General features: G+C 72.8%; 25 protein-coding genes. 6 read left to right on the top strand and 19 right to left on the bottom strand.

Annotation, left to right across the window (positions count from 1 at the left end):
* Window positions 1-17 precede the first annotated feature (17 nt).
* From ACIBTU_RS31935 to ACIBTU_RS31885, 11 genes are all read right to left on the bottom strand, one after another.
* Complete coding sequence (locus ACIBTU_RS31935; protein WP_399130139.1) at window positions 18-755, bottom strand: sirohydrochlorin chelatase; 738 nt, start codon at window positions 753-755, stop codon at window positions 18-20.
* A gap of 7 nt (window positions 756-762) precedes the next feature.
* Entirely contained in the window at window positions 763-1683 is a 921-nt protein-coding gene (locus ACIBTU_RS31930; RefSeq protein WP_399130138.1) for an ABC transporter permease, read from the bottom strand.
* A complete protein-coding gene (locus tag ACIBTU_RS31925; RefSeq protein WP_399130137.1) occupies window positions 1670-2461 on the bottom strand; it encodes an ABC transporter ATP-binding protein in 792 nt (263 codons plus the stop codon). The genes ACIBTU_RS31930 and ACIBTU_RS31925 overlap by 14 nt, the downstream gene beginning before the upstream one ends.
* 36 nt (window positions 2462-2497) lie before the next feature.
* Complete coding sequence (locus ACIBTU_RS31920) at window positions 2498-3607, bottom strand: aliphatic sulfonate ABC transporter substrate-binding protein (protein ID WP_399130136.1); 1110 nt, start codon at window positions 3605-3607, stop codon at window positions 2498-2500.
* 239 nt (window positions 3608-3846) lie between these two features.
* Window positions 3847-5196: a sulfate adenylyltransferase subunit 1 gene (locus ACIBTU_RS31915; protein ID WP_399130135.1), complete on the bottom strand. Its 1350-nt coding sequence runs from the start codon at window positions 5194-5196 to the stop codon at window positions 3847-3849.
* A 2-nt stretch (window positions 5197-5198) separates the two neighbouring features.
* On the bottom strand, window positions 5199-6137 hold the full coding sequence (gene cysD / locus ACIBTU_RS31910) for a sulfate adenylyltransferase subunit CysD (RefSeq protein WP_399130133.1): 939 nt from the start codon (window positions 6135-6137) through the stop codon (window positions 5199-5201).
* Window positions 6134-6703, bottom strand: coding sequence for an adenylyl-sulfate kinase (gene cysC, locus ACIBTU_RS31905; RefSeq protein WP_399130132.1), 570 nt, complete (start codon window positions 6701-6703; stop codon window positions 6134-6136). The genes cysD and cysC overlap by 4 nt, the downstream gene beginning before the upstream one ends.
* A complete protein-coding gene (locus ACIBTU_RS31900) occupies window positions 6703-7413 on the bottom strand; it encodes a phosphoadenylyl-sulfate reductase (protein WP_399130131.1) in 711 nt (236 codons plus the stop codon). Before ACIBTU_RS31900 ends, cysC begins: the two co-directional genes overlap by 1 nt.
* Window positions 7410-7589: a hypothetical protein gene (locus ACIBTU_RS31895; protein ID WP_399130130.1), complete on the bottom strand. Its 180-nt coding sequence runs from the start codon at window positions 7587-7589 to the stop codon at window positions 7410-7412. Before ACIBTU_RS31895 ends, ACIBTU_RS31900 begins: the two co-directional genes overlap by 4 nt.
* Complete coding sequence (locus ACIBTU_RS31890) at window positions 7586-9283, bottom strand: nitrite/sulfite reductase (RefSeq protein ID WP_399130129.1); 1698 nt, start codon at window positions 9281-9283, stop codon at window positions 7586-7588. The genes ACIBTU_RS31895 and ACIBTU_RS31890 overlap by 4 nt, the downstream gene beginning before the upstream one ends.
* A gap of 363 nt (window positions 9284-9646) precedes the next feature.
* Window positions 9647-10231: a GNAT family N-acetyltransferase gene (locus ACIBTU_RS31885; protein WP_399130128.1), complete on the bottom strand. Its 585-nt coding sequence runs from the start codon at window positions 10229-10231 to the stop codon at window positions 9647-9649.
* Between the two features lie 113 nt (window positions 10232-10344).
* Here ACIBTU_RS31885 and ACIBTU_RS31880 point away from each other — a divergent pair, with 113 nt between their 5' ends.
* Window positions 10345-11376, top strand: coding sequence for a M36 family metallopeptidase (locus ACIBTU_RS31880; protein ID WP_399130127.1), 1032 nt, complete (start codon window positions 10345-10347; stop codon window positions 11374-11376).
* Window positions 11377-11856: 480 nt separating this feature from the next.
* Window positions 11857-13398, top strand: a complete 1542-nt coding sequence (locus ACIBTU_RS31875) for a right-handed parallel beta-helix repeat-containing protein (protein WP_399130126.1) — start codon at window positions 11857-11859, stop codon at window positions 13396-13398.
* A 1-nt stretch (window position 13399) separates the two neighbouring features.
* Here ACIBTU_RS31875 and ACIBTU_RS31870 read toward each other — a convergent pair whose 3' ends face one another.
* The 3 genes from ACIBTU_RS31870 to ACIBTU_RS31860 all read right to left on the bottom strand — a co-directional run bounded on the left by ACIBTU_RS31870 (window position 13400) and on the right by ACIBTU_RS31860 (window position 17224).
* Window positions 13400-14023: a DUF1266 domain-containing protein gene (locus ACIBTU_RS31870; RefSeq protein ID WP_399130125.1), complete on the bottom strand. Its 624-nt coding sequence runs from the start codon at window positions 14021-14023 to the stop codon at window positions 13400-13402.
* A gap of 14 nt (window positions 14024-14037) precedes the next feature.
* Window positions 14038-15327 (bottom strand): GAF domain-containing protein, encoded by a 1290-nt coding sequence (locus tag ACIBTU_RS31865; protein ID WP_399130124.1) that lies wholly within the window; start codon window positions 15325-15327, stop codon window positions 14038-14040.
* A gap of 250 nt (window positions 15328-15577) precedes the next feature.
* Window positions 15578-17224 carry an acyl-CoA dehydrogenase family protein gene (locus ACIBTU_RS31860; RefSeq protein WP_399130123.1) on the bottom strand — a complete coding sequence of 549 codons (1647 nt, stop codon included), beginning with the start codon at window positions 17222-17224 and terminating at the stop codon, window positions 15578-15580.
* An 82-nt stretch (window positions 17225-17306) separates the two neighbouring features.
* On the opposite strand from ACIBTU_RS31860, the gene ACIBTU_RS31855 reads away from it, so the two are divergent.
* Window positions 17307-18479: a YihY/virulence factor BrkB family protein gene (locus ACIBTU_RS31855; RefSeq protein ID WP_399130122.1), complete on the top strand. Its 1173-nt coding sequence runs from the start codon at window positions 17307-17309 to the stop codon at window positions 18477-18479.
* Window positions 18480-18491: 12 nt separating this feature from the next.
* On the opposite strand, the gene ACIBTU_RS31850 is transcribed toward ACIBTU_RS31855, so the two are convergent.
* A complete protein-coding gene (locus ACIBTU_RS31850; protein WP_399130121.1) occupies window positions 18492-19343 on the bottom strand; it encodes an SDR family oxidoreductase in 852 nt (283 codons plus the stop codon).
* 81 nt (window positions 19344-19424) lie between these two features.
* On the opposite strand from ACIBTU_RS31850, the gene ACIBTU_RS31845 reads away from it, so the two are divergent.
* Together ACIBTU_RS31845 and ACIBTU_RS31840 are read left to right on the top strand one after the other, a co-directional pair.
* Complete coding sequence (locus ACIBTU_RS31845) at window positions 19425-20354, top strand: AraC family transcriptional regulator (RefSeq protein WP_399130120.1); 930 nt, start codon at window positions 19425-19427, stop codon at window positions 20352-20354.
* Entirely contained in the window at window positions 20351-21067 is a 717-nt protein-coding gene (locus ACIBTU_RS31840) for a helix-turn-helix domain-containing protein (RefSeq protein ID WP_399130119.1), read from the top strand. The genes ACIBTU_RS31845 and ACIBTU_RS31840 overlap by 4 nt, the downstream gene beginning before the upstream one ends.
* On the opposite strand, the gene ACIBTU_RS31835 is transcribed toward ACIBTU_RS31840, so the two are convergent.
* Window positions 21040-21420, bottom strand: a complete 381-nt coding sequence (locus ACIBTU_RS31835; protein WP_399130118.1) for a VOC family protein — start codon at window positions 21418-21420, stop codon at window positions 21040-21042. The two genes, ACIBTU_RS31840 and ACIBTU_RS31835, sit on opposite strands and share 28 nt — an antisense overlap.
* 88 nt (window positions 21421-21508) lie before the next feature.
* On the opposite strand from ACIBTU_RS31835, the gene ACIBTU_RS31830 reads away from it, so the two are divergent.
* Complete coding sequence (locus tag ACIBTU_RS31830; protein WP_399130117.1) at window positions 21509-22162, top strand: ThuA domain-containing protein; 654 nt, start codon at window positions 21509-21511, stop codon at window positions 22160-22162.
* A gap of 25 nt (window positions 22163-22187) precedes the next feature.
* On the opposite strand, the gene mmuM is transcribed toward ACIBTU_RS31830, so the two are convergent.
* Genes mmuM through ACIBTU_RS31815 form a run of 3 tightly spaced genes read right to left on the bottom strand, consistent with a single transcriptional unit; the run spans window position 22188 to window position 25440 of the window.
* Window positions 22188-23105, bottom strand: coding sequence for a homocysteine S-methyltransferase (gene mmuM, locus ACIBTU_RS31825; RefSeq protein ID WP_399130116.1), 918 nt, complete (start codon window positions 23103-23105; stop codon window positions 22188-22190).
* A complete protein-coding gene (locus ACIBTU_RS31820) occupies window positions 23102-24493 on the bottom strand; it encodes an APC family permease (RefSeq protein ID WP_399130115.1) in 1392 nt (463 codons plus the stop codon). The genes mmuM and ACIBTU_RS31820 overlap by 4 nt, the downstream gene beginning before the upstream one ends.
* The gene (locus ACIBTU_RS31815) at window positions 24490-25440 is read right to left on the bottom strand and encodes a carbon-nitrogen hydrolase family protein (protein ID WP_399130114.1); all 951 of its coding nucleotides are present in this window, start codon (window positions 25438-25440) and stop codon (window positions 24490-24492) included. The genes ACIBTU_RS31820 and ACIBTU_RS31815 overlap by 4 nt, the downstream gene beginning before the upstream one ends.
* Between the last annotated feature and the right edge of the window lie 28 nt (window positions 25441-25468).

Below are 25468 nucleotides of genomic sequence, written 5' to 3'. Positions count from 1 at the left end.
AGGTCTCCCGGGTGTCCTCAGGCCCCCAGCGCCGCCAACTCGCCGGCCAACGCCTCCTCGTAGCGCTCGATCAGTACCCGCGCCACCTCCGGCGCCGGGCCGAGTACCCCCGCCAGGACGTCCGCCTCGGTCGCGCCCGCTGTGATGCGGTCGGGGAGGCGGCCGGGGGCCAGGACGTAGGGGGCGACGGCCACGCGGGGGCAGCCGAGGGCGCGCAGGGCGCGGACGGCGTCCTCGGTGCGCGGAAGGGATGCGGAGGCGAACGCAGGCCGCACGGCGCACCAACCGGTGTGCCGCCACTCCCGCGCGATTTCTGCGATCACTGCGATCGCCTCCGGGTCGGTGGAGCCCGCCGAGGCCAGGACGACCCCGGTCGTGGGCTTGTCGGCCGGCGTGAGGCCGGCCTCGTACAGACGGCGGTCCAGGGCGGAGAGGAGGAGCGGGGACGGGCCCAGGACGTCCGCGCGGTGGATGCGCAGGGTGGGCGGGGCCTGCCGGAGGACCGCCGGGATGTCGGACTTCGCGTGGAACGCCCGGGTGAGGAGGAGGGGGAGGGCGACCACGTCGCGGACGCCCTCCGCCGCCAAGGACTCCAGGACCGCGAGCGGGCCCGGCACGTTGAAGTCCAGGAACGAGGTCTCCACGCGCAGCCCCGGCCGCTGGGCCCGCACCTCGCGGACGAGGGCGTGCACCGTCGCGGCGTGCCGCGGGTCGCGGCTGCCGTGGGCGATGACCAGGAGGACGGGGCGGGACATGGCGTGCTCAGCTCCGGACGAGGAGACCGCGGCTGCGCAGGACGCGCCGCTCCAGCGGGCTGAAGATCAGCAGGTCGATGACGACGCCGACGATCAGGATCAGGAGGATGGCGAGGAAGACCATCGGCATGGAGCTGGCCGTGCGGCCGTTCTCCAGGAGCTGGCCGAGGCCCACGCCCAGGTCGGGCGAGTTCGCGATGATCTCGGCGGCCATCAGCGAGCGCCACGAGAACGCCCAGCCCTGCTTCAGACCGGCCAGATAACCGGGCAGAGCGGCGGGCAGGACGACGTGCCACAGGCCGCGTACGCCCGTCGCGCCGAGCGTCCGCCCGGCCCGCAGGAACAGCGGCGGCACCTGGTCGACACCGGAGACCAGACCGTTCGCGATCGAGGGGACCGCGCCGAGCAGGATCACCGCGTACATCATCGAGTTGTCCAGGCCCAGCCAGAGCACGGCCGGCGGCACCCACGCCACCGACGGCAGCGACTGCAGGCCCGACAGGACCGGGCCGATCGCCGCGCGCACGAACTTCACCCGCGCCACCAGCAGGCCCAGCGGGGTGCCGATGAGCAGCGCGAAGAAGAAGCCGAGCAGGCCGCGCGAGACACTGGTCCAGATGTAGCCGAGCAGTTCGCCCTTGAGCCACGCGTTCTCGACCTCGTCCCACACCGCCGACGGCGGCGGCAGCTTCGTCGGGTCGTCGACGACGCCGAACGAGACCAGGCCCTGCCAGAGCAGGATCACCAGCACGACCGCCGTGAGCGGCGGGAAGATCTTCTCGCGGAACGTCTTCGAGAACGGGGTGCGCCCGGACTGCACCGTCTCCAGCGCGTCCAGGCCCGCCTCCAGACCCGCGAGGTCGTCCTTCGCGGCGACCGCGTCGGCGGGTTCCACCGTGGCGGTGGCCGTCGGTTCAGTCCTTGCCATGGCGGCGGATCTCCCCACGCAGTTGTTCGGTGATCTCGACGGAGAGTTCGGCGACCTCGGGGTCCTCGATGCGCCGCGGCTGCGGGATGTCCACGGTCCACTCGCGGGCGATCCGGCCGGGCCGGGAGGACAGCAGCACCACGCGCTGCGCGAGCCGCACCGCCTCGCGCACGTTGTGCGTGACGAACAGGACCGAGAGGTGGGTCTCCTCCCAGATCCGGGTCAGCTCGCCGTGCAGCACGTCCCGGGTGATCGCATCGAGCGCCGCGAACGGCTCGTCCATCAGGAGCAGCCGTGCGTCCTGCGCGAGCGCCCGGGCCAGCGCCACCCGCTGGCGCATGCCGCCGGACAGCTCGTGCACGCGCTTGCCGTACGCGCCCTGCAGCCGGACCAGCTCGAGCAGCTCCTCGGCGCGCTCGCGCCGTTCGTTCTTCTGCACGCCCCGCAGCTTCAGGGCGAGCTCGATGTTCTTGCCCGCGGTCAGCCACGGGAACAGGGCGTGCTCCTGGAACATCAGGGCGGGCCGCCCGTCCGTCGCGATGGAGCCGGCCGACGGGGCGTCGAGCCCCGCGACCAGGTTGAGCAGCGTCGACTTGCCGCAGCCCGAGGCACCCAGGAGGGTGACGAACTCGCCCGGAGCGACATCGAGGCTGATGTCGTCCAGGACGAGCTGCGGGCCGGCGGGTGTGGCGAAGGACTTCGAGACATGCTCGATCCGGGTCGCCTTGCCGTCCGCCACCGCGGCGGAGTCGGCAGCCTTGGCGAGGATGGTCGCCATGGTCGTCACCTCCTGGGAACTGGGTTGGGCAGTGGGCTACTTGGTGCCGAGACCGGCGTCGTCGACCTTCGTGCCGCCCTCGGCCGCGAGGACCTTGTTGAGCGGCTTCAGGTCGTAGATCCCGGCCAGGTCCGGCTTCTCCAGCAGGCCGGCCTTCACGGCGTGCGCCGCCTCGGAGTCGAGCGTCGCGGCCAGCGGGTCGTCCGTGAACGCGATGGACTTCCACGCCGGGTCGAGGACCTCGGCGGGCAGCGCCTTGCCGGAGTCCTGCTCCAGCTGCTTGTTGGCCGCCGCCTTCGCCTCGTCCGGGTTCGCGGTGATCCACTTGTTGGTCTTCACGGAGCCGCGCAGCACCGCCTCGACGACGTCCGGGTGCTCCTTCAGGAACTTCTGCGACACGATGATGTTCGTGATCACGAACTTCTTGCCGGGCCACAGGTCGGCCTCGTCGAGGATCGCCTTGCCGCCCTCGGCGACCAGCTTGGAGGCGGTCGGCTCGGGGACCCACGCGCCGTCGATGGAGCCGGACTTGAAGGCGTCCGGGGTGATCTTGTTGTCCGTGCGGATCACGGACACGTCGCCCTTGCCGGAGTTGGCGTCGACCTTCCAGCCCTGCTCGGCGACCCAGTTCAGGAACGCGACGTCCTGGGTGTTGCCGAGCTGCGGCGTGGCGATCCGCTTGCCCTTGACGTCCTTCAGCGACTTGATCTTCTTCGGGTTCACGACGAGCTTCACGCCGCCGGACGCCGAACCGCCGATGATGCGCAGCGACTTGCCCTGCGACTTGGTGTAGCCGTTGATGGCGGGGGAGGGGCCGATCCAGCCGATGTCGATGGAGCCGGCGTTCAGCGCCTCGATCTCGGCGGGGCCCGCGTTGAAGGTCGAGTACTTCGCCTGTGTCCCCTTCAGTTCCTTCTGGAAGAGGCCCTGCTGGCGGCCGACGAGCGCGGTGCCGTGGGTCAGGTTCCCGAAGTAACCGATCTTGACGGTGTCGGCGGAGAGGGCCTTGCCCTTCGCGGCGACGTTCTCCTTGGTGCTGTCGGCCTCGGAGCCGTAGCCGCAGGCCGTCGCGGTGAGCGCGAGCAGGGGCAGGACGGTCAGAGCGAGCAGCGAACGTCGCTTCGGGGAAGGGAAGTTGGCAGGCACGGGAGGGTTTCCTCTCGTTGGCCCGGCGGTCACACGGTCAGGGTGTGGCCGGGAGGTCGGCAGGTCTTCGATGTCGTCGAAGGGCGTACGGGGTGCGGGGGGTGAGGGCGCGCAGGCAGTGCGCGTACGTCAGCACGCACATCGCGCGACCCCGCCCTGTCCGCTGCCGAGGGCGCCGCTGCCGACGCGGCCGCCCTCTTTGGCGAACGTCCCGTAGTAGTCGATGAGGGCCATGGCGGTCAGAAGTCCCAGCCCTCGTCGTCCGCGGCCGCGGCCGCGGGCTCCGGCTCGGCGGCGAACGCCTCACCGGCCATGCCGGCCGCGAGCGTGGTGCCGTCGGAGGGGTCGATCAGCAGGAACGAGCCCGTGCGCCGCGAGGCCGCGTAGGAGTCGAGGGCGATCGGCTCGGCGATACGGACCTTGACGCGGCCGATGTCGTTGGCGACGAGCTGCCCGGGCTCCGGGTGCTGGGAGAGGTCGTCGAGGGTGAGCCGCGACGGGATCTCCTTGACGATCGCCTTGACCGTGCGGGTGGTGTGCTTGAGCAGGACGCGCTGGCCCACGGTCAGCGGCGTGTCCGCCACGTGGCACACGGTCGCCTCGACGTCCTGCGAGGTGGCGGGCGCGTCGTGGGTCGGCACGATCAGGTCGCCGCGCGAGATGTCGATGTCGTCCTCAAGGAGGAGGGTGACGGACTGCGGGGTCCAGGCCACGTCGACCGGCTTGCCCAGCAGGTCGATCCCGGCGATCTTCGACGTGCGGCCCGAGGGCAGCACGGTGACGGACTCGCCGACGCGGAAGGTGCCCGCGGCGATCTGGCCCGCGTAGCCGCGGTAGTCGGGGTGCTCGGCGGTCTGCGGCCGGATGACGACCTGCACGGGCAGGCGCGCGTGGCAGCTCGCCAGGTCGTGGCTGACCGGGACCGTCTCCAGGTGCTCCAGGACCGTCGGGCCGCCGTACCAGTCCATGTTGGCGGACGGTTCCACGACGTTGTCGCCGGCGAGCGCCGAGATCGGGATCGCGGTGATCTCCGGGACGCCCAGGTCGGACGCGTACGCGGTGAAGTCCTCGGCGATCTTCGCGAAGACGGACTCCTCGTAGTCGACGAGGTCCATCTTGTTGACCGCGAGCACCACGTGCGGGACGCGCAGCAGCGCGGCCACGGCGGCGTGCCGGCGGGTCTGCTCGATGACGCCGTTGCGCGCGTCGACGAGGACGACCGCGAGGTCGGCGGTGGAGGCGCCGGTCACCATGTTCCGCGTGTACTGCACGTGGCCCGGGGTGTCCGCCAGGATGAAGCGGCGGCGCGGGGTCGCGAAGTAGCGGTAGGCGACGTCGATGGTGATGCCCTGCTCGCGCTCGGCCCGCAGACCGTCGGTGAGCAGTGCGAGGTCCGGCTCGGCGGCGCCGCGCGAACGCGACGCGTGCTCGACGGCCTCCAGCTGGTCGGCGAGGACCGACTTGGAGTCGTGCAGCAGCCGGCCGACCAGGGTGGACTTGCCGTCGTCGACGGAGCCCGCGGTCGCGAAGCGCAGCAGGGTGGTGGCCGACAGTCCGGCCAGCTCCTCGGCAGGGGTGGTGGTGCTCATGTCTAGAAGTACCCTTCGCGCTTGCGGTCTTCCATCGCGGCCTCGGACATCTTGTCGTCGGCGCGGGTGGCGCCCCGCTCGGTGAGCCGGGACGCGGCGATCTCGGTGATGACCTTCTCGATCGTCGTCGCGTCGGAGTCGACGGCGCCGGTGCAGGACATGTCGCCGACCGTGCGGTAGCGCACCAGGCGGGTCTCGACCGGCTCGCTCTCCTTGGGACCGCCCCACTCACCGGCGGTCAGCCACATGCCGGAGCGCTTGAAGACCGGGCGCTCGTGCGCGTAGTAGATCTCGGGGAGTTCGATGTTCTCGCGGGCGATGTACTGCCACACGTCGAGCTCGGTCCAGTTGGACAGCGGGAAGACGCGGACGTGCTCGCCGGGCGCGTGGCGGCCGTTGTAGAGCTGCCACAGCTCGGGGCGCTGACGGCGCGGGTCCCACTGGGAGAACTCGTCGCGCAGCGAGAACACCCGCTCCTTGGCGCGGGCCTTCTCCTCGTCGCGGCGGCCGCCGCCGAAGACCGCGTCGAACTTCTCCGACTGGATCCGCTCGGTGAGCGGCGTCGTCTGCAGCGGGTTGCGCAGCCCGTCCGGGCGCTCCTTGAGCGCGCCGCGGTCGATGTACTCCTGCACCGAGGCGACGTGGAGGCGCAGCCCGTGCTCGGCCACCGCGCGGTCGCGGTAGGCGAGGACCTCGGGGAAGTTGTGCCCGGTGTCCACGTGCAGCAGCGAGAAGGGGATCGCCGCGGGGGCGAACGCCTTCAGCGCCAGGTGCAGCATGACGATCGAGTCCTTGCCGCCGGAGAAGAGGATCACCGGCCGCTCGAACTCGCCCGCGACCTCGCGGAAGATGTGCACGGCCTCGGACTCGAGCGCGTCGAGGTGGCTGAGCGCGTAGGGGCTGTCCGTCTCCTCGGAGACGTTCGAAGCTACGGTCGTCATGCGGCGAGACCCCTCTCGGTGAGCAGCGCGCGGAGCGCTGCCGCGGACTCCTGCACGGTCTGGTTCTGCGACTCGATGCGCAGGTCGGGCGACTCGGGCACCTCGTAGGGGTCGTCGACCCCGGTGAGGCCCTTCAGTTCACCGGCGGCCTGCTTGGCGTACAGGCCCTTGACGTCGCGCACGGAGCACACGTCGAGCGGTGTGGCCACGTGCACCTCCAGGTAGGCGGTGCCGGCGCCCTGGTGGCGGGTGCGGACGGCCTCGCGGCTGTCCGCGTACGGCGCGATGACCGGGACGAGCGCGAGCACGCCGTTACGGGCGAGGAGTTCGGCGAGGAAGCCGATGCGCTGCACGTTGGTGTGCCGGTCCTCGCGGCTGAAGCCGAGGCCCGCCGAGAGGAACTCACGGATCTCGTCGCCGTCGAGCACCTCGACGGTGCGGCCCTCGGCGCGCAGCGTCGCGGCCAGCTCGTTGGCGATCGTGGTCTTGCCGGCGCTCGGCAGACCCGTGAGCCAGATGGTGGCTCCGGTCACTTGCTTCTCCAAAGTCTCTGGTGCCGTCGTCATCAGCCGTGCAGTCCGCACTCGGTCTTGGCCCGGCCCGCCCAGCGTCCGGCGCGGGCGTCCTCGCCCTCCAGGAGGCGGCGGGTGCACGGGGCGCAGCCGACCGAGCCGTAGCCGTCCATGAGGAGCGGGTTGGTCAGCACGCCGTGCTCGGTGACGTACGCGTCGACGTCGTCCTGGGTCCAGCGGGCGATGGGGGAGACCTTCACCTTGCGGCGCTTCTCGTCCCAGCCGACGACCGGGGTGTTCGCCCGGGTCGGCGACTCGTCGCGGCGCAGGCCCGTGGCCCACGCCGTGTAGCCGGCCAGGCCCTCCTGGAGGGGCTGCACCTTGCGCATCGCGCAGCACAGGTCGGGGTCGCGGTCGTGCAGCTTGGGGCCGAACTCGGCGTCCTGCTCGGCGACCGTCTGCCGCGGGGTGAGCGTGATGACGTTGACGTCCATCACGGCCTCGACGGCGTCGCGGGTGCCGATGGTCTCCTCGAAGTGGTAGCCGGTGTCGAGGAAGACGACGTCGACGCCGGGCATCGCCCGCGAGGCGAGGTGCGCGACGACCGCGTCCTCCATGGATGAGGTCACGCAGAACTGCGCGCCGAAGGTCTCCGTCGCCCACCGGAGGATCTCCAGGGGGGAGGCGTCCTCCAGGTCGCGCCCGGCCTGCTCGGCGAGCGCCTTCAACTCGTCCGTGTCCGAGGTGATGTGAGCCGTCGTCATATCTGTTCCCCTCCACCATTGGTGCGCCGGAGTCCCTGGGCGAGCAGCCCGAGGAACTTCAGCTGGAAGGCTCGGTTGCACGCGCCGCATTCCCAGGCGCCGTGACCCTCTTCGTTCGGACGAAGGTCCTCGTCGCCGCAGTACGGGCAGAAGAAGGGGGCGGCACGCTCGCTCACGACAGGGCCTCCGCACTCGCGCGGGCCGCCCAGGTCGCGAAGCGTTCGCCGTCCTCGCGCTCCGCCTGGAAGTTCTTGAGCACCCGCTCGATGTAGTCCGGCAGTTCGGCCGAGGTGACCTTCAGGCCGCGGACCTTGCGGCCGAAGCCGGCCTCGAGGCCGAGCGCGCCGCCGAGGTGCACCTGGTAGCCCTCGACCTGCTCGCCCTGGTCGTCCAGGACCAGCTGGCCCTTGAGGCCGATGTCCGCGACCTGGATGCGGGCGCAGGCGTTCGGGCAGCCGTTGAGGTTGATGGTGAGCGGCTCGTCGAAGTCCGGGAGGCGGCGCTCCAGCTCGTCGATGAGCAGCGAGCCGCGGCCCTTGGTCTCGACGATGGCCAGCTTGCAGAACTCGATGCCGGTGCAGGCCATCGTGCCGCGCCGGAACGGCGACGGCTTGACCTGGAAGTCCAGCGCCTCGAGACCCGCGACGAGCGAGTCGACCTGGTCCTCGGCGACATCGAGGATGATCATCTTCTGCTCGACGGTGGTGCGCAGCCGGTCCGAGCCGTGCGCGCCGGCCAGTTCGGCGATCTTGGTGAGCGTGGTGCCGTCCACCCGGCCGACGCGCGGGGCGAACCCGACGTAGAAGCGGCCGTCCTTCTGCTGGTGGACACCGATGTGGTCGCGCCACTTCTGCGAGGGCTCGGCGGGCGCCGGGCCGTCGACCAGCTTGCGCTCCAGGTACTCGTCCTCCAGGACCTGGCGGAACTTCTCCGGGCCCCAGTCGGCCATCAGGAACTTCAGACGGGCGCGGGTGCGCAGCCGCCGGTAGCCGTAGTCGCGGAAGATGCCGACGACACCCGCCCAGACGTCCGCCACCTCGTCGAGCGGCACCCAGGTGCCCAGACGCTGAGCGAGCTTGGGGTTGGTGGACAGGCCGCCGCCGACCCACACGTCGAAGCCGGGCCCGTGCTCGGGGTGCTGGACACCGACGAAGGCCACGTCGTTGATCTCGTGGACCACGTCCTGGACCGGGGACCCGGAGATCGCGGTCTTGAACTTGCGCGGCAGGTTGGAGAATTCCTTGTTGCCGATGTAGCGGTCGTGGATCTCGTCCACGGCGGGCGTGCCGTCGATGATCTCGTCGGCGGCGATGCCGGCCACCGGGGAGCCGATGATCACGCGGGGGCAGTCGCCGCACGCCTCGGTCGTGGACAGGCCCACGGCCTCCAGCTTCTCCCAGATCGCGGGGACGTCCTCGATGCGGATCCAGTGCAGCTGGATGTTCTGCCGGTCGGTGATGTCGGCGGTGCCGCGCGCGTACTGCTCGGAGATCTCGCCGATGGTGCGCAGCTGCGCCACCGAGAGCCGGCCGCCGTCCACGCGCACGCGCAGCATGAAGTAGCGGTCGTCCAGCTCCTCCGGCTCCAGGACGGCCGTCTTGCCGCCGTCGATGCCGGGCTTGCGCTGGGTGTACAGGCCCCACCAGCGCATGCGTCCACGCAGGTCGTTGGGGTCGATCGAGTCGAAACCGCGCTTGGAGTAGATCGTCTCAATGCGTGTCCGCACATTGAGACCGTCGTCGTCCTTCTTGAACTGCTCGTTGCCGTTGAGCGGCGTGTGGTGGCCCACGGCCCACTGGCCCTCGCCGCGGTGACGGCTCACCTTGCGGCGCGGCGCGGCGGTAGCGGGCTTTTCGGGGGTGGCAGCCATGGGTGTACGTCCTTCAAGAAAGGCTGAGGGCGGCTCTGAGCAGCACACTTCGCGCTGAGGCGCGGCGGTGCGCAGGGGTGACGGGTGAAGCGGGAGACGCGGCGGTGCTGTGCGGTCAGCGCGCCGGACAGATGGCGCTGGACATGCGGCCGAAGTCGACGTGGCGTCGACTCACCAAGGCGGTTCCAGCTGTAGACATGACGGAAGCGTGTCATGGGACTTTGGGCCCGGTCCACCATCGTCCAAAATATGGACGAGAATGTCTCGCATTGTGGAAGATGGTGGCGCCGGTCACATCGCGGGCGGGCGAAAGCTCCCCTTGTGCCCGTATCGCGCTCAGGGTTGGGCGCGGGGGTGGGCGGCTCAGACCGCCGGGAAGGCGCCGGGCCAGGGGCCGGGCGTCACGACCTGCGGCTCCTCGGCCGTCTCGGTCCGGAAGAGCCGGAAGCCGCGCTTCTCGTAGTTCGCCATCGCGTGCTCGCCGTCGAGGCTGCACGTGTGCAGCCACACCCGCTTCGTCGGCGTCCGCTCGGGCCACCGCTCGGCCAGGTCCCAGGCCCGCGCGATCCCGTACGAGAGCAGGTGTCCGCCGATCCGGCGGCCCCGGAAGGCGGGGATCAGGCCGAAGTACACGATCTCCACGGCGCCGTCGTCCTGCGCGTCCAGCTCCACGTACCCGGCCGGCGTGCCCCGGTCGTACGCGACCCAGGTCTCCGTGCCGGGACGCGCGAGCTGCTCCTCCCACTGGGCGTACGTCCAGCCGAGGCGGTCGATCCACTTGATGTCGCCGCCCACGGACGCGTACAGGTAGCGGCTGAACTCGGAGGAGGGGACCTCCGCGCGCACGATCCGCAGGGTGTCCCCCGCGGGCGGGGCGGCGGGGCGCAGATCGGACGGGGAGGTCTGTTCGAGCGACCAGGTGGTGACGGTGGTGGTGCTGCTGTTCATGTCACTCATCGGATCATGTCGGACAGACTCTGGCCAAGGGTGTTCAGGATGCGGGAGGATCCGCGACGCGCAGCAAGTCACCTCCCACGTCCCATCCACTCGGAGGATGTTCGATGTCCCACCGCACACCCCGCGGTCTGCTCGCCGCGGCCACCCTCACCGTGGCCCTCTCCACGCTCGCCTCGCCCGCCCTCGCCGCGCCCGCGGCGCCGCAGGGCCGGGTCTTCATGGTCAACCCCGTCCAGTCCTCCGGCGACCAGACCCTGACCGACGGCAAGGACGCCGCGTCCGCGATCCCGGACGCCGCCTACGCCTCCGCCGCCCTGCGGAACCTCGACGCAAGCGGCGGCCTCTCCGGTAAATGGGCCGCCATCAGATCGGACACGGGCGCCTCCGCGAAGGTCGCCGACGCCGGTACGTACACCCGGCACGACGACCAGTTCGAGCAGGTCATGGCCTACTTCTGGGTCAACGAGGCGCAGGAGTACCTGCAGTCGCTCGGCTTCGGCAGCGAGCTGCGCGGCGCCAACGACCGCGTCCAGCCCGTCCGTATCAACCAGTGGGGCGCGGACAACTCCTTCTTCACCGACAAGAAGGCCGAGATCCGCTTCGGCAAGGGCGGCGTCGACGACGCCGAGGACGCCGAGGTGATCGTCCACGAGTACGGCCACGCCGTGCACAACGCCCAGGTGCCCGGCTTCGGCACCTCCGAGGAGGCCGGCTCGATCGGCGAGGCGTTCGGCGACTACCTCGCCGTCGCCGTCGGTGACCACGCCGACGCCAAGTACGGCTGGCCGCGCAAGGCGGACCTCGCCTGCGTCGGCGACTGGGACTCCACCTCGTACACCTCCTCCGCCCCGCACTGCCTGCGCCGCGTCGACACCGACAAGACGTACGCGGACAAGGTCGGCGAGGTGCACGCGGACGGGGAGATCTGGTCGCGGGCCCTGTTCGACATCCGCGGCGCCCTGGGCGCCCGTACGGCCGACCGGATCATCGTGAACGCGCAGTTCGACTTCGCCCCGGACACGAGCTTCGCCGCGGCCGCGGAGGCGACGATCGCGACGGCGGAGAAGATGTACGGCGCGAAGGCGGCGTCGACGGTCCGCGCGGCGTTCGCCGCCCGCGGCATCCCGGGCGTCTGATCCCCGGCGACTCCGGTGCGGGTCCGCCCCTTGGACGCCTGTCCAAGGGGCGGACCCGTCTGCGTGAGCCCGGGCGCTTTCCGGCGCCCGGACCGCCCGCCCGACCCGGAGACGACGCGCCCCGCCGCGGGCCGGCGCCCGCCTCCCCTCCTGGCCACCCCGGCCGGGCCCGGGGCTTGGGGGAGGGGCGTGAGGTTGTCCAGGGCTCCGGTCATCCCCGGCGCGGGCCGGGTGTCCGGGCGGCGGCCGTTCTGAGGGGCCGGGCCCTGGGGTGAGGGTGAGGGTCCGGAGGTTGTCCCGCGTTCCGGCGGGCTCCGGCACAGGCCGGGTGTCCGGGCGGCGGCTTCCCGAAGAGGCCGGGCATCGGGGTGACCGCGCTCCCCGGCCGGTCGGCGCCGCGGCCGGTGTCGGTTCGGATGTCCACGCGTCGGGCGCGTTTGTCCATGTCCAGTGGCGGGCGCAGCCGGGAGCCTGTGGCGCATGAGACGGATCACGACCGCAGTGCTCGCCGCCGCGGGCTGCGTGGCGGCGGTGCTGGGGACCGCGCCCGCCGCCGGCGCCGCCCCGCACGACGACCCCCGCGTCCACCATGTCGACTGCCAGGCCCCCGACGGGCTGCCCGAGACCGGCACCGCGAAGACGCCCTGGCGGAGTCTGGCCGCCGTGAACGGGCAGCGGCTGCGGCCCGGCGACTCCGTGGTGCTCAAGCGCGGCACCCGGTGCGTCGGCACGCTCGCGCCGGCCGGCGCCGGACGCGCCGGAGCCCCCGTACGGATCGGCGCCTACGGCGACCCGGCCGCCGCCAAGCCCGTCGTCGACGGCAACGGCGCCGTCGACGCCGTGCTGCTGCGCAACACCCAGTGGATCGAACTGTCCGACCTCGACATCACCAACGCGGCGAACCCCGGCACCAAGCGCCGCGGCGTCCGCGTCCTCCTCGACGACTACGGCACCGGCACCCACTACCGCATCAGCAACCTCACCATCCACGACGTGCTCGGCGACGACACCAAGGACGCCAACGGCTCCGAGGGCATCCTCTTCGCCGCCACCGGCACCCGTGTGCCCAGCCGCTTCGACGACGTCCGCGTCGAGAACAACCGCCTCGACCACATCGACCGCGGCGGCATCCGCGTCTCCTCCACCTGGAGCCAGCGCCCCGGCATCAGCGACTACAAGCCCGGCGGCCCGGCCTGGACCCCGTCCACCCGCGTCGTCGTGCGCGGCAACACGCTCTCCGACCTCGGCGGCGACGGCATCGTCATGACCGTCACCGACGGCGCCCTCGTCGAGCACAACACCCTGCGCGGCTTCCAGCGCCGCTCGGCCGGCTACAACGCGGGCATGTGGCCGTACAACGCGGACGGCACCGTCTTCCAGTACAACGACACCTCCGGCGGCGAGACCACCCGCGACGGCATGGCGTACGACGTCGACGAGGGCACCAACGGAACCGTCTTCCAGTACAACTACAGCCACGACAACGCGGGCGGCTTCTTCCTCGTCTGCACCGCCGACGGCAGCCTCTCCGACGCCGTCATCCGCTTCAACGTCAGCCAGAACGACCACTTCCGCGGCATCGAGACCTGCCGCGGCACGTTCTCCGACGTCCGCTTCCTGCACAACACCATCTACGTCGGCGACGGCGTCAGCCAGACCGTCGTCAACGAGAACACCACCAACCGGCACGAGATCGCCTTCGTCGACAACGTCGTCCAGAAGGCGGGCGCCGGCACCGCGAACCTCAACCTGCGCTCGGGCGGCGTCACCCTGTCGCACAACGCGCTGTACGGCGTCGGCTCCGTCCCGGACAACCCGGGCGGCGTCAGCGCCGACCCGCGGCTCACCGCGCCCGGTACCGCCACCGGCCTCGCCGACGCGGCCACCGCCTACACCCCGTCGGCCGGCTCGCCCGTCATCGGCGCCGGAGCACCGCACCCCGACGCGGGCCCCCGCGACTACGCCGGGAACCCCGTCGCCGCCCAGGGCCCCGTCTCCATCGGCGCCCTGAACGCCGGCTGAGTCACCGCCCCACCGGCCGGTCCGGCCGCCGGATGGCGTCCCACGGAACGAGGTTCCACGGGCTCCTCCGGTCGGCCGGATCGAGCAGGGCCGCCAGATGCGCGTCCGCGACGGTCTGCGGCGCGGGCAGGGCCTCCGTCGCCGACCCCCGGCCGCTCAGGTCCTCGCGCCAGATCCGCCGCCCGAGCAGATAGTGCTCCCCGTACTCCTGCCACGAGTCGTAGGTCCGGGCGAGCTGCGGCACCACGTTCTTCAGCAGGTTCCACGCGTCGGACTCGTCCAGCAGACCGCAGCCGAAGCCGCGCCGCGTGATGTCCGTGTACAGGGCCATGTCCCAGGCCAGCGGCTCCACGCCGAACCGCGCGCGGGCCGACGCCCGGTACCCGGAGCGGGCGAGCCCGCCGAGCCGCCCGAGCAGCTCCTCACGCGTCGCGATCTCCCACTGCTCGGCCAGCCAGCGCCGCGCCTTGTCGTCGTCGATCCGCGTGAACGGGTACAGCGTCGTACGGGACGCGTCCCGGTCCCGGCTCACCGGCGCGCTCAGCGACACCATCCACAACTGGTGGGCGCCGAGCGGCGTGCGGTACCTGCGTTCCGTCCTGGGCCTGAGTCTGAACCGAAGCATGGGCGCGGAGCGTACTACCCGTCGAACCCGCCCCGGGCCGCGACCACCGCGGGCGCCGTCGAGTGCGGCAGCAGATCCCGGATGTCGGCGGGCATCACCACCTCGACCTCCGCGTCCTCGGGGAACCGGTACGGGCGGTGCTCCAGCAGACAGCCCAGATAGCGCCGGACCCGGGACAGCTCCGCCCGCACGGTCACCGTGCGGGCCGGATCGCCGAACAGGTCCTCGGCCAGGCCCGACGCCGTGCGCCCCTCCCGGCGCAGCGCGAGCAGATACAGCAACTCGGCGTGCCGCGGGCTCAGTTCGTGCGTCCACGACCCGGCCGCGCCCCACACCCGCACCGACCAGTGGCGCGGCCGGCTCACGTCGAGCACCACCCGGACCGCGGTCCGCGGCTGGTCCGAGCGCCGCGGCCGGACCAGCCAGCCGCCCGCCAGCGGCGCCAGCGTGCACGGCCCGAGCGAGGGGATCCAGCACGACCCCTCGGCGGGCGCCCGGGGCAGCGCCACCCGGTCCGGCAGCGGCATCCCGGTGACCGCCGCCGTCCAGCCGTGCGCGTCGACCACGAGCGCCCGGCCGCCGATCCGGGCGAGCACCGGCGCCGCGACCGCCCGCAGCCGCTCCAGACCGTTCACATGCCGCTCCCGCAGCCGCGCCTCCGCGAGCTGCGCCACCGCGTGCACCCACGACAGCGTCCCCGGATGCATCGTCTCCAGCGGGCCGCTCACGTCCACCACCCCGAGCAGCCGCCCGTCCCGAGGGTCGGTCATCGGCGCGCCCGTGCACGTCCACGGATGGTGCGAGCGCACGAAGTGCTCGGCGGAGAACACCTGCACCGGGCGCCGGGTGACCAGCGGCGTGCCCACCCCGTTCGTCCCGACGACGTCCTCGGCCCAGTGTGCGCCCACCTCGAAACCGAGCCGGTCGCCCATGCGCAGCACCGTCGGATGCCCCTCGCGCCACAGGATCCGGCCGTCCGCGTCGCTCACCACCATGATGTGCTGCGCCGCCTCCGCGACCGTGACCAGCGCCTCCCGCAGCACGGGCAGCACCGGCAGCAGCGGCGAGGCCTGCCGGCGCTCCTCCACCTCGTCGACCCCGAGCAGCCCGCGCCGCACATCGTGGTCCGGGTCGACGCCGCCGCGCAGCATCCGCCCCCAGGACTCGTGGATCACCGGGCGCGGCCTGACCCGGGGCCGGTGCCCCGACAGCGTCGCGTCCCGCACCCCCTTGAGCATCCGCGCCGCGCGCGCCGCGTCCATCGCGGACAGCCGCGTCAGGTCGATCGTCGACTCCTGGTCCATGCCTGATTCCTACGTGTACGGAGAGATGTGCGGGCCATTGGGGGGAGGCACGCCCATCGTGCACCGCCGCGCCGTACGGGGAGGCGACTTCCGAAGGAACGTTGCAACCCCCTGCAACCCTGGCGAACAACCGTACGGCGTTTGAAACTGGTACGGACGGACGGGGATGGTGCCGTGTCGGCGCAGCACCATCCCCGCACCCGTGCCCCCACCCGTGTCCCGCGGCCGGGGCACTCCCGTTCATTCCAGGTCATTCCACGGGCCGCGCCCGCTCCACGATCCCGGCGAGATCCGCGCCGTGCGGCAGCGTCCCGAACGCCGCGCCCCCGTCCCCGCCGAGCCGCGCCGCGCAGAACGCGTCCGCCACCTCGTCCGGCGCGAACCGCACGAGCAGCGAACCCTGCAGCACCAGCGCGATCCGCTCGACGAGCCGCCGCGAGCGCGCCTCCACCCCGTCCAGGTCACCGAGTTCGGTCAGCAGGCCCCGCACCGCCGCGTCGAGCCGGTGGTCGGCGCCCCGGCTCCGGCCGAGCTCGATCAGGAACGCGTCCAGGGCCCCCGGCCCGGTCCGCAGTGCCCGCAGCACGTCGAGGGCCTGCACATTGCCCGAGCCCTCCCAGATCGAGTTGAGCGGCGACTCGCGCAGCAGCCGGGGCAGCCCCGACTCCTCCACGTACCCGTTGCCGCCGAGGCACTCGAGCGCCTCGGCCACCAGCGGTGTGCACCGCTTCGTCACCCAGTACTTGGCGGCGGGCACCGCGATCCGCAGCAGCGCCCGCTCCCGCTCGTCGCCCGCCTCCGCCCGGTCCAGCGCCGCCGCGAGCCGCAGCACCAGCGTCGTCGCCGCCTCCGACTCCAGCGCCAGATCGGCCAGCACGTTGCGCATCAGCGGCTGTTCGGCCAGGGGCGCGCCGAACGCCGTGCGGTACGTGCAGTGGTGGATCGCCTGCGCCACCGCCTGCCGCATGAGGGCCGCCGAGCCGAGCGCGCAGTCCAGCCGGGTCGCCGCCACCGTCTCCATGACCGTCGCGAGGCCCCGCCCCTCGTCGCCGACCCGCAGCGCCCACGTCCCGTCGAACTCCACCTCGGCCGACGCGTTCGAGCGGTTGCCCAGCTTGTCCTTGAGGCGTTGCAGCGCGAACGGATTGCGGGTGCCGTCGTCCAGGACCCGCGGCACCAGGAAACACGTCAGCCCGTCCGCCGCCTGCCCGAGCACCAGGAAACCGTCCGACATCGGCGCGCTGCAGAACCACTTGTGCCCCGTCAGCCGGTACGCCCCGTCCTCGCCGCCCACCGGCTCCGCCCGCGTCGTCACCGCCCGCAGATCGCTGCCGCCCTGCTTCTCCGTCAGGGCCATGCCGAGCAGCGCGCCCGCCTTGTCCCCCGCGGGCCGCAGCCCGGACTCGTAGACCGCCGAGGCGAGCCGCGGCTCCCACACCGCAGCCAGGTCCGGTGCGGCGCGCAGCGCGGGCACCGCCGCGTACGTCATCGACAGCGGGCACAGATGGCCCGCCTCCGCCTGCGACCACACCAGGAACGCGGCGGCGCGCCGCAGATGACCGCCCGGCAGGCCCCACGCGGAGGTGAGCCCCGCGCCGACGCCCTTGCCGAGCAGCCGGTGCCAGGCCGGAGCGAACTCCACCTCGTCGATCCGGTGCCCGTAGCGGTCGTGGGTGCGCAGCACCGGCGGACGCTCGTTCGCGAGCCGGCCCCACTCCTGGACCTGCGCGCTGCCCGCCGCGAGGCCCAGCGCGGTCAGCTCCCGGCGCGCGGCGTCCGCGTGTTCCGGGTCCAGATGCCGGTCCACGCCCTCCACCAGCGCCAGGTCGGTGCCGAAGACGTCGTACGCCGTCAGCGGTGGGGGCTGGTTGGTGACCGTGTGCGTGCTCGCTGCCATGTCGGCGAACCTACCGCCGGGCCGGGCGGTGCCCCGGACACCGGGGGGCCGGGGACTGCCGCGCGCCGGATAACGTTAGGGCGTGCAGCCAGCAAGTGAATCGCCCCAGCGGCCGTCCGGCCGTCTCCACCGGGCCCGAGCTCTCTACCGGAACGTGTCGAAGCGGAGGACCGCCTGGCTGCTGCTCAAGGACACCGTCAACTCGTGCATGGAGTACCGCATCCTGGGCCTCGCGGCCGAGGCGGCGTTCTTCACCCTGCTGTCGGTGCCGCCCCTGCTGCTCTCGCTCGTCGGCCTGCTCGCCTACGTCGACACCTGGACCGGCGCCGACACCATCGCCGGCGTCCGCGACAACATCCTGGAGGCGTCCCGCACCGTCCTGACCGACGAGGGCGTCAAGGAGATCGCAGAACCGATTCTCGACGACGTCATCAAGGGCGGCCGCCCCGACGTCATCTCCATCGGCTTCCTCATCTCCCTGTGGTCGGGCTCCCGGGCCGTCTCCACCTTCGTCGACACCGTCACCGTGATGTACGGGCTCGACGGCGTGCGCGGCATCGTGAAGACCCGGCTGCTCGCCTTCCTGCTCTTCCTCGTGGGCATCGTCGTCGGCTCGATCGCGCTGCCGCTGATGATCGCGGGCCCGGACGCGGTGATCGCGCTGGTGCCCTGGTCCGAGACGGTCGTGCAGGTCCTGTACTGGCCGGTCGTCCTGGTGCTGTCCGTCTCCTTCCTGACGACGCTCTACCACGTGTCCGTCCCCGTGCGCTCGCCCTGGATCGAGGACGTGCCCGGCGCCCTCGTGGCCCTCGCGATGTGGATCCCCGGCAGCTTCCTGCTCCGCCTCTACCTCACCAACACCATCGAGGGCCCCACGATCTACGGCTCCCTCGCCGCGCCCGTCGCCGTCCTGCTGTGGATCGGCGTCTCGGCGTTCGCGGTGCTCGTCGGCGCCGCGGTCAACGCGGCGATCGACCGCGTCTGGCCGTCCGTCGCGACGGCCGCCGCCCGTGAGGCGAACGAGCTTCACCGCGAGGCCGTCGCCGCCGAGTTCATCGCCTGGGCCGCGCACCGCAACGACGAGCACGACCCCGACGACCCCGACATGCCCTCGGAGTTCCCCGAGCGCTGGTCCAAGTTCCTGCCCCCGGAGGACGTGACGTCCCGCCTGCGCACCCACACGCGGCGCGAACATCCGCAGCCCGAGGACACCTCCCAGAACCACGACACCCCGCGCGACCACGACACGGACTAGGGGCGGTCCGGCTCAGGCGCGCTTCCACGCGCCGGCGGACGCCGCCCGCGCCGCGAACTCCGAGAAGCGGCGTGGAGCCCGCCCGAGGACCCGCTCCACGTCGCCGCTCAGCGCCGCGTTGCGCCCGTCGAGCAGCGTCTCGAACAGCTCCACCAGGAACCCCACCTCCTCCTCCGGCACCCCGAACCCGCGCAGCGCGTCCCCGTACGCCGCCGCCGGCACACCCACGTAGGCCTTCTCCGTGTCCGTCGCCGCCGCGACCGCCGCCAGCGCCTCGCCCCAGGTCAGCAGCTCGGGCCCGGTCAGATCCAGCGCCCGGCCCGCCCACCGCCCCGCCGGGTCCCGCAGCACCGCCACCGCCACGTCCGCGATGTCCCGTACGTCGAGGAACGGCTCGCGCAGTTCCGGCGGCGCCGCGAACACCAGCTCGGGGCCGCCGACCTGCTCGGCGAGCGGGCCCTCGCTGAAGTTCTGGTGGAACCACGCGCAGCGCAGCACCGTCGCCCGCCCGCCCGCCGCGAGGAAGGCCTCCTCCGCCGGCCGCGCCTGGTCCTCGCCGCGCGCCGAGAGGAGCACCAGCCGCGTCACCCCGAGCTCCACCGCCCGCCGCGCCAGCGCCCCCACGGCGGGCGCGGCGTCCGGCGCCCCGATGTCCGACGGGTACGCCAGATACGCCCCGTCGGCGCCGTCGAGCGCCGCGTCCCACGTCGCCGGGTCCGCCCAGTCGAAGCGCACCGCGCCCGACCGCGAGGCCGCCCGCACCTCGAGCCCGGCGGCCCGCGCCGCCTCGGCCACCCGGCCGCCCGTCCGACCGGTCGCCCCGGTCACCAGTACTGTCCGCGTCACGTTCTCGTTCGCTGTCATGCCTCTACTCAACTGCGGTCCGGGGCACGGAAACATCGGCGAGCCGCTCACGCCCATACGCGTCCGTCTACGCTCGGGGCCATGGACGTACTCGCAGGTCTTCTCGAGGGGCCACGGGCGCGCGGGGCCTTCATGATGCGGGCCTGTTTCGAGCCGCCGTGGTCGGTACGGATCGCCGACGAGGCACCCCTCACCGTGATGATCATGGTGGAGGGCGACGCCTGGATCCTGCCCGGCGGTGACGGCGCGCCCTGCCGTGTCCGCCCCGGCGACATCGCGATCGCCCGCGGCCCCGACCCGTACGTCTGCTGCGACGACCCCGCGACCGTGCCCCGCGCCGAGATCGGCCCCGGCCAGGAGTGCCGTCCGCTCGGACCCGCGCACGTCGGCCGCTACAAGCCGCTCGGCGTGCGCGAGTGGGGCGAGTCCCCGGACGGCCCGGCGAAGATGCTGATCGGCACCTACCAGATGCGCGGCGAGCTCAGCGGGCGTCTGCTCGACGCGCTGCCGCCGCTGCTCGTCCTGCCCACCGAGGTGTGGCAGTGCCCGCTCACCCCGCTGGTCGCCGACGAGATCACCCGGGACGAACCCGGCCAGGACGTCGTCCTCGACCGGCTCCTCGACCTGCTGCTCATCTCCTCGCTGCGCGCCTGGTTCTCCCGCCCCGAGGCCGACGCGCCCGCCTGGTACCGGGCGCTCGGCGACCCCGTCGTCGGCCCCGCGCTCCGTCTCGTCCAGGACGACCCCGCGCACCCGTGGACAGTCGCCGCGCTCGCCGAGAAGGCCGGGGTGTCGCGCGCGGCGCTCGCCCGCCGCTTCACGGATCTCGTGGGCGAGCCCCCGATGACGTACCTGACCGGGTGGCGGCTCGCGCTCGCCGCCGACCGGCTGCGCGACAGCGGGCTGACCATCGCCGCGATCGCCCGCCAGGTCGGCTACGGCAGCGCGTTCGCCCTGTCCGGCGCGTTCAAGCGGGAGTACGGGGTCAGCCCGCAGGAGTACCGGGGATGAGCGGGCCGTACCGGGAACGGGCCTGTCCGGTGCCGGGCGCCGTCCTGTGGACCCGTACCACGGGCGCCGTCGCCGAGACGGGGGCGTCCGTGCTGCCCGACGGCTGCATGGACCTCATCTGGAGCGCGGGCCGGCTCTTCGTCGCCGGACCCGACACACGGGCGCACCCCGCGGGGCCCGGGGAGCGGCGCCGCTACGCCGGTGTCCGCTTCGCCCCCGGCACCGCGCCCGCCTATCTCGGCGTCCCCGCGCACGAACTGCGCGACCGGCGCGTCGACCTCGCCGACCTGTGGACCGCCGCCGAGGCCCGCCGGATCACCGAGCGGATCGACGCGGCCGCCGACCCGGGCGCGGCGCTCGCCGCCGAGGCGGCCCGGATCGCGGGCGCCGCCGGGCCGCCCGACCCGCTGCTCGCGCACGTCGTCAAGGCCCTCGACGCGGGGCGCACCGTCGCCGGCACGGCCGCGGAGACGGGGCTCGGCGCGCGGGCGCTGCACCGCCGCTCCCTCGCCGCGTTCGGCTACGGCCCCAAGACGCTGGCCCGCGTCCTGCGTCTGCAACGGGCCCTCGCGCTCGCCCGCGCGGGCGTCCCCCTCGCCGAGACGGCGGCCCGCGCCGGCTACACCGACCAGGCCCATCTGACCCGCGACGTGAAGACACTGACGGGCCGCACCCCGGCGGGGTTTCACAACCAGGCGAACAGATCGACCTGATTCCCGTCCGGGTCGTGCACGACCGCGTACCGCTGCCCCCAGTCGGCATCCCACGGCTCGGTCTCACCGTGGTGCCCGGCCCCGGTCAGCTCCGCGTACTTCGCGTCGACCCCGGCCGCGCCGCCCGTACACAGGAAGGCCAGCCCCACGCGCCCTCGCCCGAGGTCCTTCGCGCTCTCCACGGGGTCGAACATCAGCCGGATGCCGCCCGGCAGTTCGGCCTCGACGTGCGGCAGCCGCTCGGCGCCCTCGGGGAAGGTCAGGCCGAGCCGGCGGTAGAAGGCGAGTGCGGCGGGCAGGTCGGAGGTGGCGACGCCGATGGCGTCCAGACGCACGGAGTTCTCGTTGCTCATGCGGCCACGGTAGGGACGGGGTGCGGCACGGGTCTTGTACGGATCGGACGCGGCCCGCACGGTGCGCTGTCCTGGCTAAGGTCCCGGCATGGTCGAGATCCTCGTCTACACCCGCACCGCGGAGTACCGGCACGCGTCGATCCCCCGGGCCGTGGAGGTGCTGGGCGAACTGGGGTTCGCCGTCCGGCACACCGAGGACCCGGACGAGTTCGCCGGTGCGCTCGGGGCGCGGCCCCGGGCGGTCGTCTTCCTCTCCACCAGCGGTGAGGTGCTGACGGACGCGGGGCGGGAGGGGCTGGCGGCGTACGTGGACGGGGGCGGGGGGTTCGTGGGAGTGCACGCGGCGGCCTGTACGGAGTACGGGTGGCCGTACTTCGGGGAGTTGCTGGGCGCCCGCTTCGCGGGGCACCCGGCGTACCAGCCCGGCCGCGTCCTCGTCGCCGACCGCTCCCACCCGGCGACGCGCCACCTTCCCTCCGTCTGGGAGTGCACGGACGAGTGGTACGACTTCGACGCGGACCCCGCGCGCGATCCGGCCGTCCGGGTCCTGGCCCGCGCGGACGAGTCCTCCTACTCCGGCGCCCGGACGGGCCCCGCCCACCCCCTGATCTGGTGCCGCTCCCAGGGCGCGGGCCGCGTCTTCTACACCTCCCTGGGCCACGCCTCCTCCGCCTATGAGGACCCGGCCTTCCGCACGCATCTGGCGGCGGCGGTGACCTGGGCGGCCCGAGTCGACTCCTAGCGGCCCGGGCACAGCCGCGTCACGTTCAGCGTGACGTCAGCGTCTCGGCGATGGCGGAGACGCCGTCCGGGCCCACCCGGCAGCAACCCCCGATCAAGCGGGCCCCCGCCGCACACCAGCCGCCCACCCGTTCCGCCCCGAACGTCGACTCCCCGCGCCAGCGCCGGGCCACCGCGTCCCACCGCTCCCCACTGTTCGGGTACACCACGACGGGCTTCCCGGTGACCCGCGCAGCGACCCGTACCGCCTCGTCCGCGTCCTCGGGCGCACAGCAGTTGACCCCGACGGCCACGACCTCGTCGACGTCCGCGGCGAGCGCGAACGCCTCCTCCAGCGGCTGCCCCGCCCGCGTCCGCCCCTCGGCGACGCTGTACGACAGCCAGACCGGTACTCCCGCCCCGCGCACGATCCGCAGCAACGCCGCCGCCTCGTCCGCGTCCGGCACCGTCTCCAGCGCCAGCACGTCCGGCCCCGCCTCCACGAGGACCTCGAGCCGCGGCCGGTGGAACGCCTCCAGTTCGCCGACGCTCAACCCGTAGCGCCCCCGGTACTCGGACCCGTCGGCCAGCATCGCCCCGTACGGCCCGACGGACGCGGCCACGAACCGCGGCCGCCCCCCGTTCCCGGGCTCCGCGCCGGCCGCCTCCCGGGCCAGCCGCACGCTGGACGCGATGAGTTCGCCGGCCCGCTCCCGCCCGACCCCGTGCCGGGCGAACCCCTCGAAGGTGGCCTGGTAGCTCGCGGTGATTGCGACGTCCGCGCCCGCCGCGTAGTACGCCCGGTGCGCGGCGACGATCGCCGCCGGGTCCTCGGCCAGCAGCCGGGCGGACCAGAGCTCGTCGCTCAGGTCGTGCCCGGCCGCCTCCAGCTGGTTCGACATCCCGCCGTCGAGGACGAGCGGCGCGGCGGCGAGCGCCTCGGTGAACGCGGTGTTCCGGATCATGCCTCCGACGATAGCTCCGCGGCCGCCGGCGCCGCCGGGCGGTCCGCGAGGCCCATCTCGGGGGTGGGCCGCCGGAAGCCGCGCGTCAGCCACAGCAGCCAGCCGACGCCGAGGGCCAGCCAGCAGCCGCCGATCGTCAGGGCGACCCCGCTCAGCTGCGTCATGAGGTACACGGTGACGCAGGCGCCGAGCGCCGGCGCGATCACGTACCCGAGGAGGTCGAGAATCCCGGGGACCTGTGCACCGCCCGCCGCCGCCCTCCGGTGCCGGACGAAGTGGACGATCACGCACACGTTGACGACGGTGAAGCCGAGGAAGGCGCCGAAGTTGATGAACGACGTGGCCGTCGCCACCGAGATGTCCAGGCCCACCAGACAGACCGCGCCGGTGAGCAGCAGGCACAGGACGGGCGTCCCGGTACGCGGGTTCAGGACGCCGAAGACCCGGCGCGGCAGCACCCCGTCCCGGCCCATGATGAACAGCAGCCGGCTGGAGCTGAGCTGCACCGCGAGCCCGGACGCGAATCCGCCGACGATCCCGGCCATGTTCGTCCAGTCCGCGAAGGTCTGCCCGCCCACCTCGACGGACATCGTGTACGCGGCGATCTCCGGGTCGTCGAACACCCCGCCCGGGTGCACCAGTTGCATCACGTACGCCACCCCGGCGAACAGGAGCCCGCCGATCGCGACGACCAGGACGACGGCGCGCGGGATGGTGCGGGAGGCGTCCCGGGTCTCCTCGGACAGGGTCGTCACGGCGTCGAAGCCCAGGTAGGAGTACGCGGCGACGGCCGCTGCGACCGACACCCCGCCCAGGCTCGTGTCCGCGTTCCAGACGGGCGCCGTGTAGGAGGCCGGGGCGTGGTGCCCGAGGTGGACCAGGCAGTACGCGACGAACAGCAGGACGAGGAACACGGCGAGGGCGGTGAGGACCTTGTTGACCCGGTCGGTGAGGGCGAGCCCGATGATGTTGACCAGGGTCGTCAGCCCGGCGTTCAGCAGCATCCACACCCACACCGGCACCGCCGGGAACTGGGCGTGGAGGAACACCGACTGCACCAGCCAGGCGACCATCGGCAGGAACAGGTAGTCGAGCAGCACCGCCCAGCCGACGAGGAAGCCCGCCGGGGCGCCGAGCAGCGTGCGCGCGTACGCGTACGCCGAGCCCGAAGCGGGGTGGTGGCGCGCCATCTTGGCGTAGCTGAGCGCGGTGAGGAACATCGCGCAGGTCGCCACGGCGAACGCGGTCGGGGCTGTGCCCGCGCTCTCCGCCGCGATCACCCCGAAGATCACCATGACGAGGCTGGGCGCCATGTAGGCGAGCCCGAACGTCACGACCGACGCGAGCGAGAGCCGCCCGGTCAGCTCCACCGGCTTTCCGCCGCTCATGACGCCGTCCTCTCCGAGGTGGTCCGCTCCGAGGCAGGGCGCCGGTGCACGAGGGGGCCGGCCGGGCGCAGGTCCGCCGGGGTCTCGGGGGAGATCGCCGGGCGCCAGGTCGCTGGGTCGATCCGGCCGTTGTAGAGCGGAAGTTCCAGGGGGGTGTCGCCCTCGGCGAAGTGGTCCCAGGGCCAGGAGTCGCCGGACGTGCCGAACTTTCGGGCCGCCGCGACGCGGTCGAAGTCGACGACGCTCACCAGGGTCGCCTCGTCCATGCCGACGGTCTCGGCCCGGACGTGTCCCTCGGGGTCCACGAGCAGGCTGCGGCCGTGCGCGGTCGGGCTCGCGCCGTTCACGCTGGCGACCCAGACCTGGTTCACGATCGCGTTCGCGACGTTGAGCGGGACCTCCTGGGCGCGGCCCGTCGTCGGGGTCTGGACGACGTTGACGACCAGCTCGGCGCCCATCCAGGCCAGATGCCGGGTGACCTCCGGGTACCAGCTGTCGTAGCAGACCGACAGGCCGACCCGGCCGTACCCGGGCATGTCGAAGACCACGAACTCGCGGCCCACGTCGACGGGTTCGTAGGGGCGCCAGGTGAAGATCTTCCGGTAGCTCGCGACGAGCTCACCGTCGGGGTCGTACACGACGGCCGTGTTGAACACCCGGCCGTCCTCGGCCTGTTCGAGCACGGTCCCCGGCACCAGCCAGATCCCCAGCTCCCGGGCGAGCCCGGCGAGGAACCGGCCGCGCGGACCGTCCAGCGGCTCGGCGTACGCCGCGCGGATCTCCTCCTCGGACATCGAGTCCAGGCCCAGCGAGTACAGGTGCGCCTCGGGGTAGACGACGAGATCGGCGGCGTTCGGGGACTTCATGCGCAGGCGCAGGCCCGCGGCGAAGTCCTCCAGGGACTGGGCGGCTGCCTGGACCAGTGCCAGGCGCAGATGGCGGCTCATGAGGGCACACCGAACCCGATGCGCAACA

The organism is Streptomyces sp. NPDC050145 (assembly GCF_044460245.1).
Classification (GTDB): domain Bacteria; phylum Actinomycetota; class Actinomycetes; order Streptomycetales; family Streptomycetaceae; genus Streptomyces.
The sequence above is the reverse complement of the archived record's forward strand: the minus strand, read 5'-3'. Positions and strand labels throughout refer to the sequence as shown.

Coding starts and splice junctions, on each gene's coding strand:
- ACIBTU_RS31935 (WP_399130139.1), bottom strand. CDS start 755: ATGTCCCGCCCCGTCCTCCTGGTCATCGCCCACGGCAGCCGCGACCCG.
- ACIBTU_RS31930 (WP_399130138.1), bottom strand. CDS start 1,683: ATGGCAAGGACTGAACCGACGGCCACCGCCACGGTGGAACCCGCCGAC.
- ACIBTU_RS31925 (WP_399130137.1), bottom strand. CDS start 2,461: ATGGCGACCATCCTCGCCAAGGCTGCCGACTCCGCCGCGGTGGCGGAC.
- ACIBTU_RS31915 (WP_399130135.1), bottom strand. CDS start 5,196: ATGAGCACCACCACCCCTGCCGAGGAGCTGGCCGGACTGTCGGCCACC.
- cysD (WP_399130133.1), bottom strand. CDS start 6,137: ATGACGACCGTAGCTTCGAACGTCTCCGAGGAGACGGACAGCCCCTAC.
- cysC (WP_399130132.1), bottom strand. CDS start 6,703: ATGACGACGGCACCAGAGACTTTGGAGAAGCAAGTGACCGGAGCCACC.
- ACIBTU_RS31900 (WP_399130131.1), bottom strand. CDS start 7,413: ATGACGACGGCTCACATCACCTCGGACACGGACGAGTTGAAGGCGCTC.
- ACIBTU_RS31890 (WP_399130129.1), bottom strand. CDS start 9,283: ATGGCTGCCACCCCCGAAAAGCCCGCTACCGCCGCGCCGCGCCGCAAG.
- ACIBTU_RS31885 (WP_399130128.1), bottom strand. CDS start 10,231: ATGAACAGCAGCACCACCACCGTCACCACCTGGTCGCTCGAACAGACC.
- ACIBTU_RS31880 (WP_399130127.1), top strand. CDS start 10,345: ATGTCCCACCGCACACCCCGCGGTCTGCTCGCCGCGGCCACCCTCACC.
- ACIBTU_RS31875 (WP_399130126.1), top strand. CDS start 11,857: ATGAGACGGATCACGACCGCAGTGCTCGCCGCCGCGGGCTGCGTGGCG.
- ACIBTU_RS31870 (WP_399130125.1), bottom strand. CDS start 14,023: ATGCTTCGGTTCAGACTCAGGCCCAGGACGGAACGCAGGTACCGCACG.
- ACIBTU_RS31865 (WP_399130124.1), bottom strand. CDS start 15,327: ATGGACCAGGAGTCGACGATCGACCTGACGCGGCTGTCCGCGATGGAC.
- ACIBTU_RS31860 (WP_399130123.1), bottom strand. CDS start 17,224: ATGGCAGCGAGCACGCACACGGTCACCAACCAGCCCCCACCGCTGACG.
- ACIBTU_RS31850 (WP_399130121.1), bottom strand. CDS start 19,343: ATGACAGCGAACGAGAACGTGACGCGGACAGTACTGGTGACCGGGGCG.
- ACIBTU_RS31845 (WP_399130120.1), top strand. CDS start 19,425: ATGGACGTACTCGCAGGTCTTCTCGAGGGGCCACGGGCGCGCGGGGCC.
- ACIBTU_RS31840 (WP_399130119.1), top strand. CDS start 20,351: ATGAGCGGGCCGTACCGGGAACGGGCCTGTCCGGTGCCGGGCGCCGTC.
- ACIBTU_RS31835 (WP_399130118.1), bottom strand. CDS start 21,420: ATGAGCAACGAGAACTCCGTGCGTCTGGACGCCATCGGCGTCGCCACC.
- ACIBTU_RS31830 (WP_399130117.1), top strand. CDS start 21,509: ATGGTCGAGATCCTCGTCTACACCCGCACCGCGGAGTACCGGCACGCG.
- mmuM (WP_399130116.1), bottom strand. CDS start 23,105: ATGATCCGGAACACCGCGTTCACCGAGGCGCTCGCCGCCGCGCCGCTC.
- ACIBTU_RS31820 (WP_399130115.1), bottom strand. CDS start 24,493: ATGAGCGGCGGAAAGCCGGTGGAGCTGACCGGGCGGCTCTCGCTCGCG.
- ACIBTU_RS31815 (WP_399130114.1), bottom strand. CDS start 25,440: ATGAGCCGCCATCTGCGCCTGGCACTGGTCCAGGCAGCCGCCCAGTCC.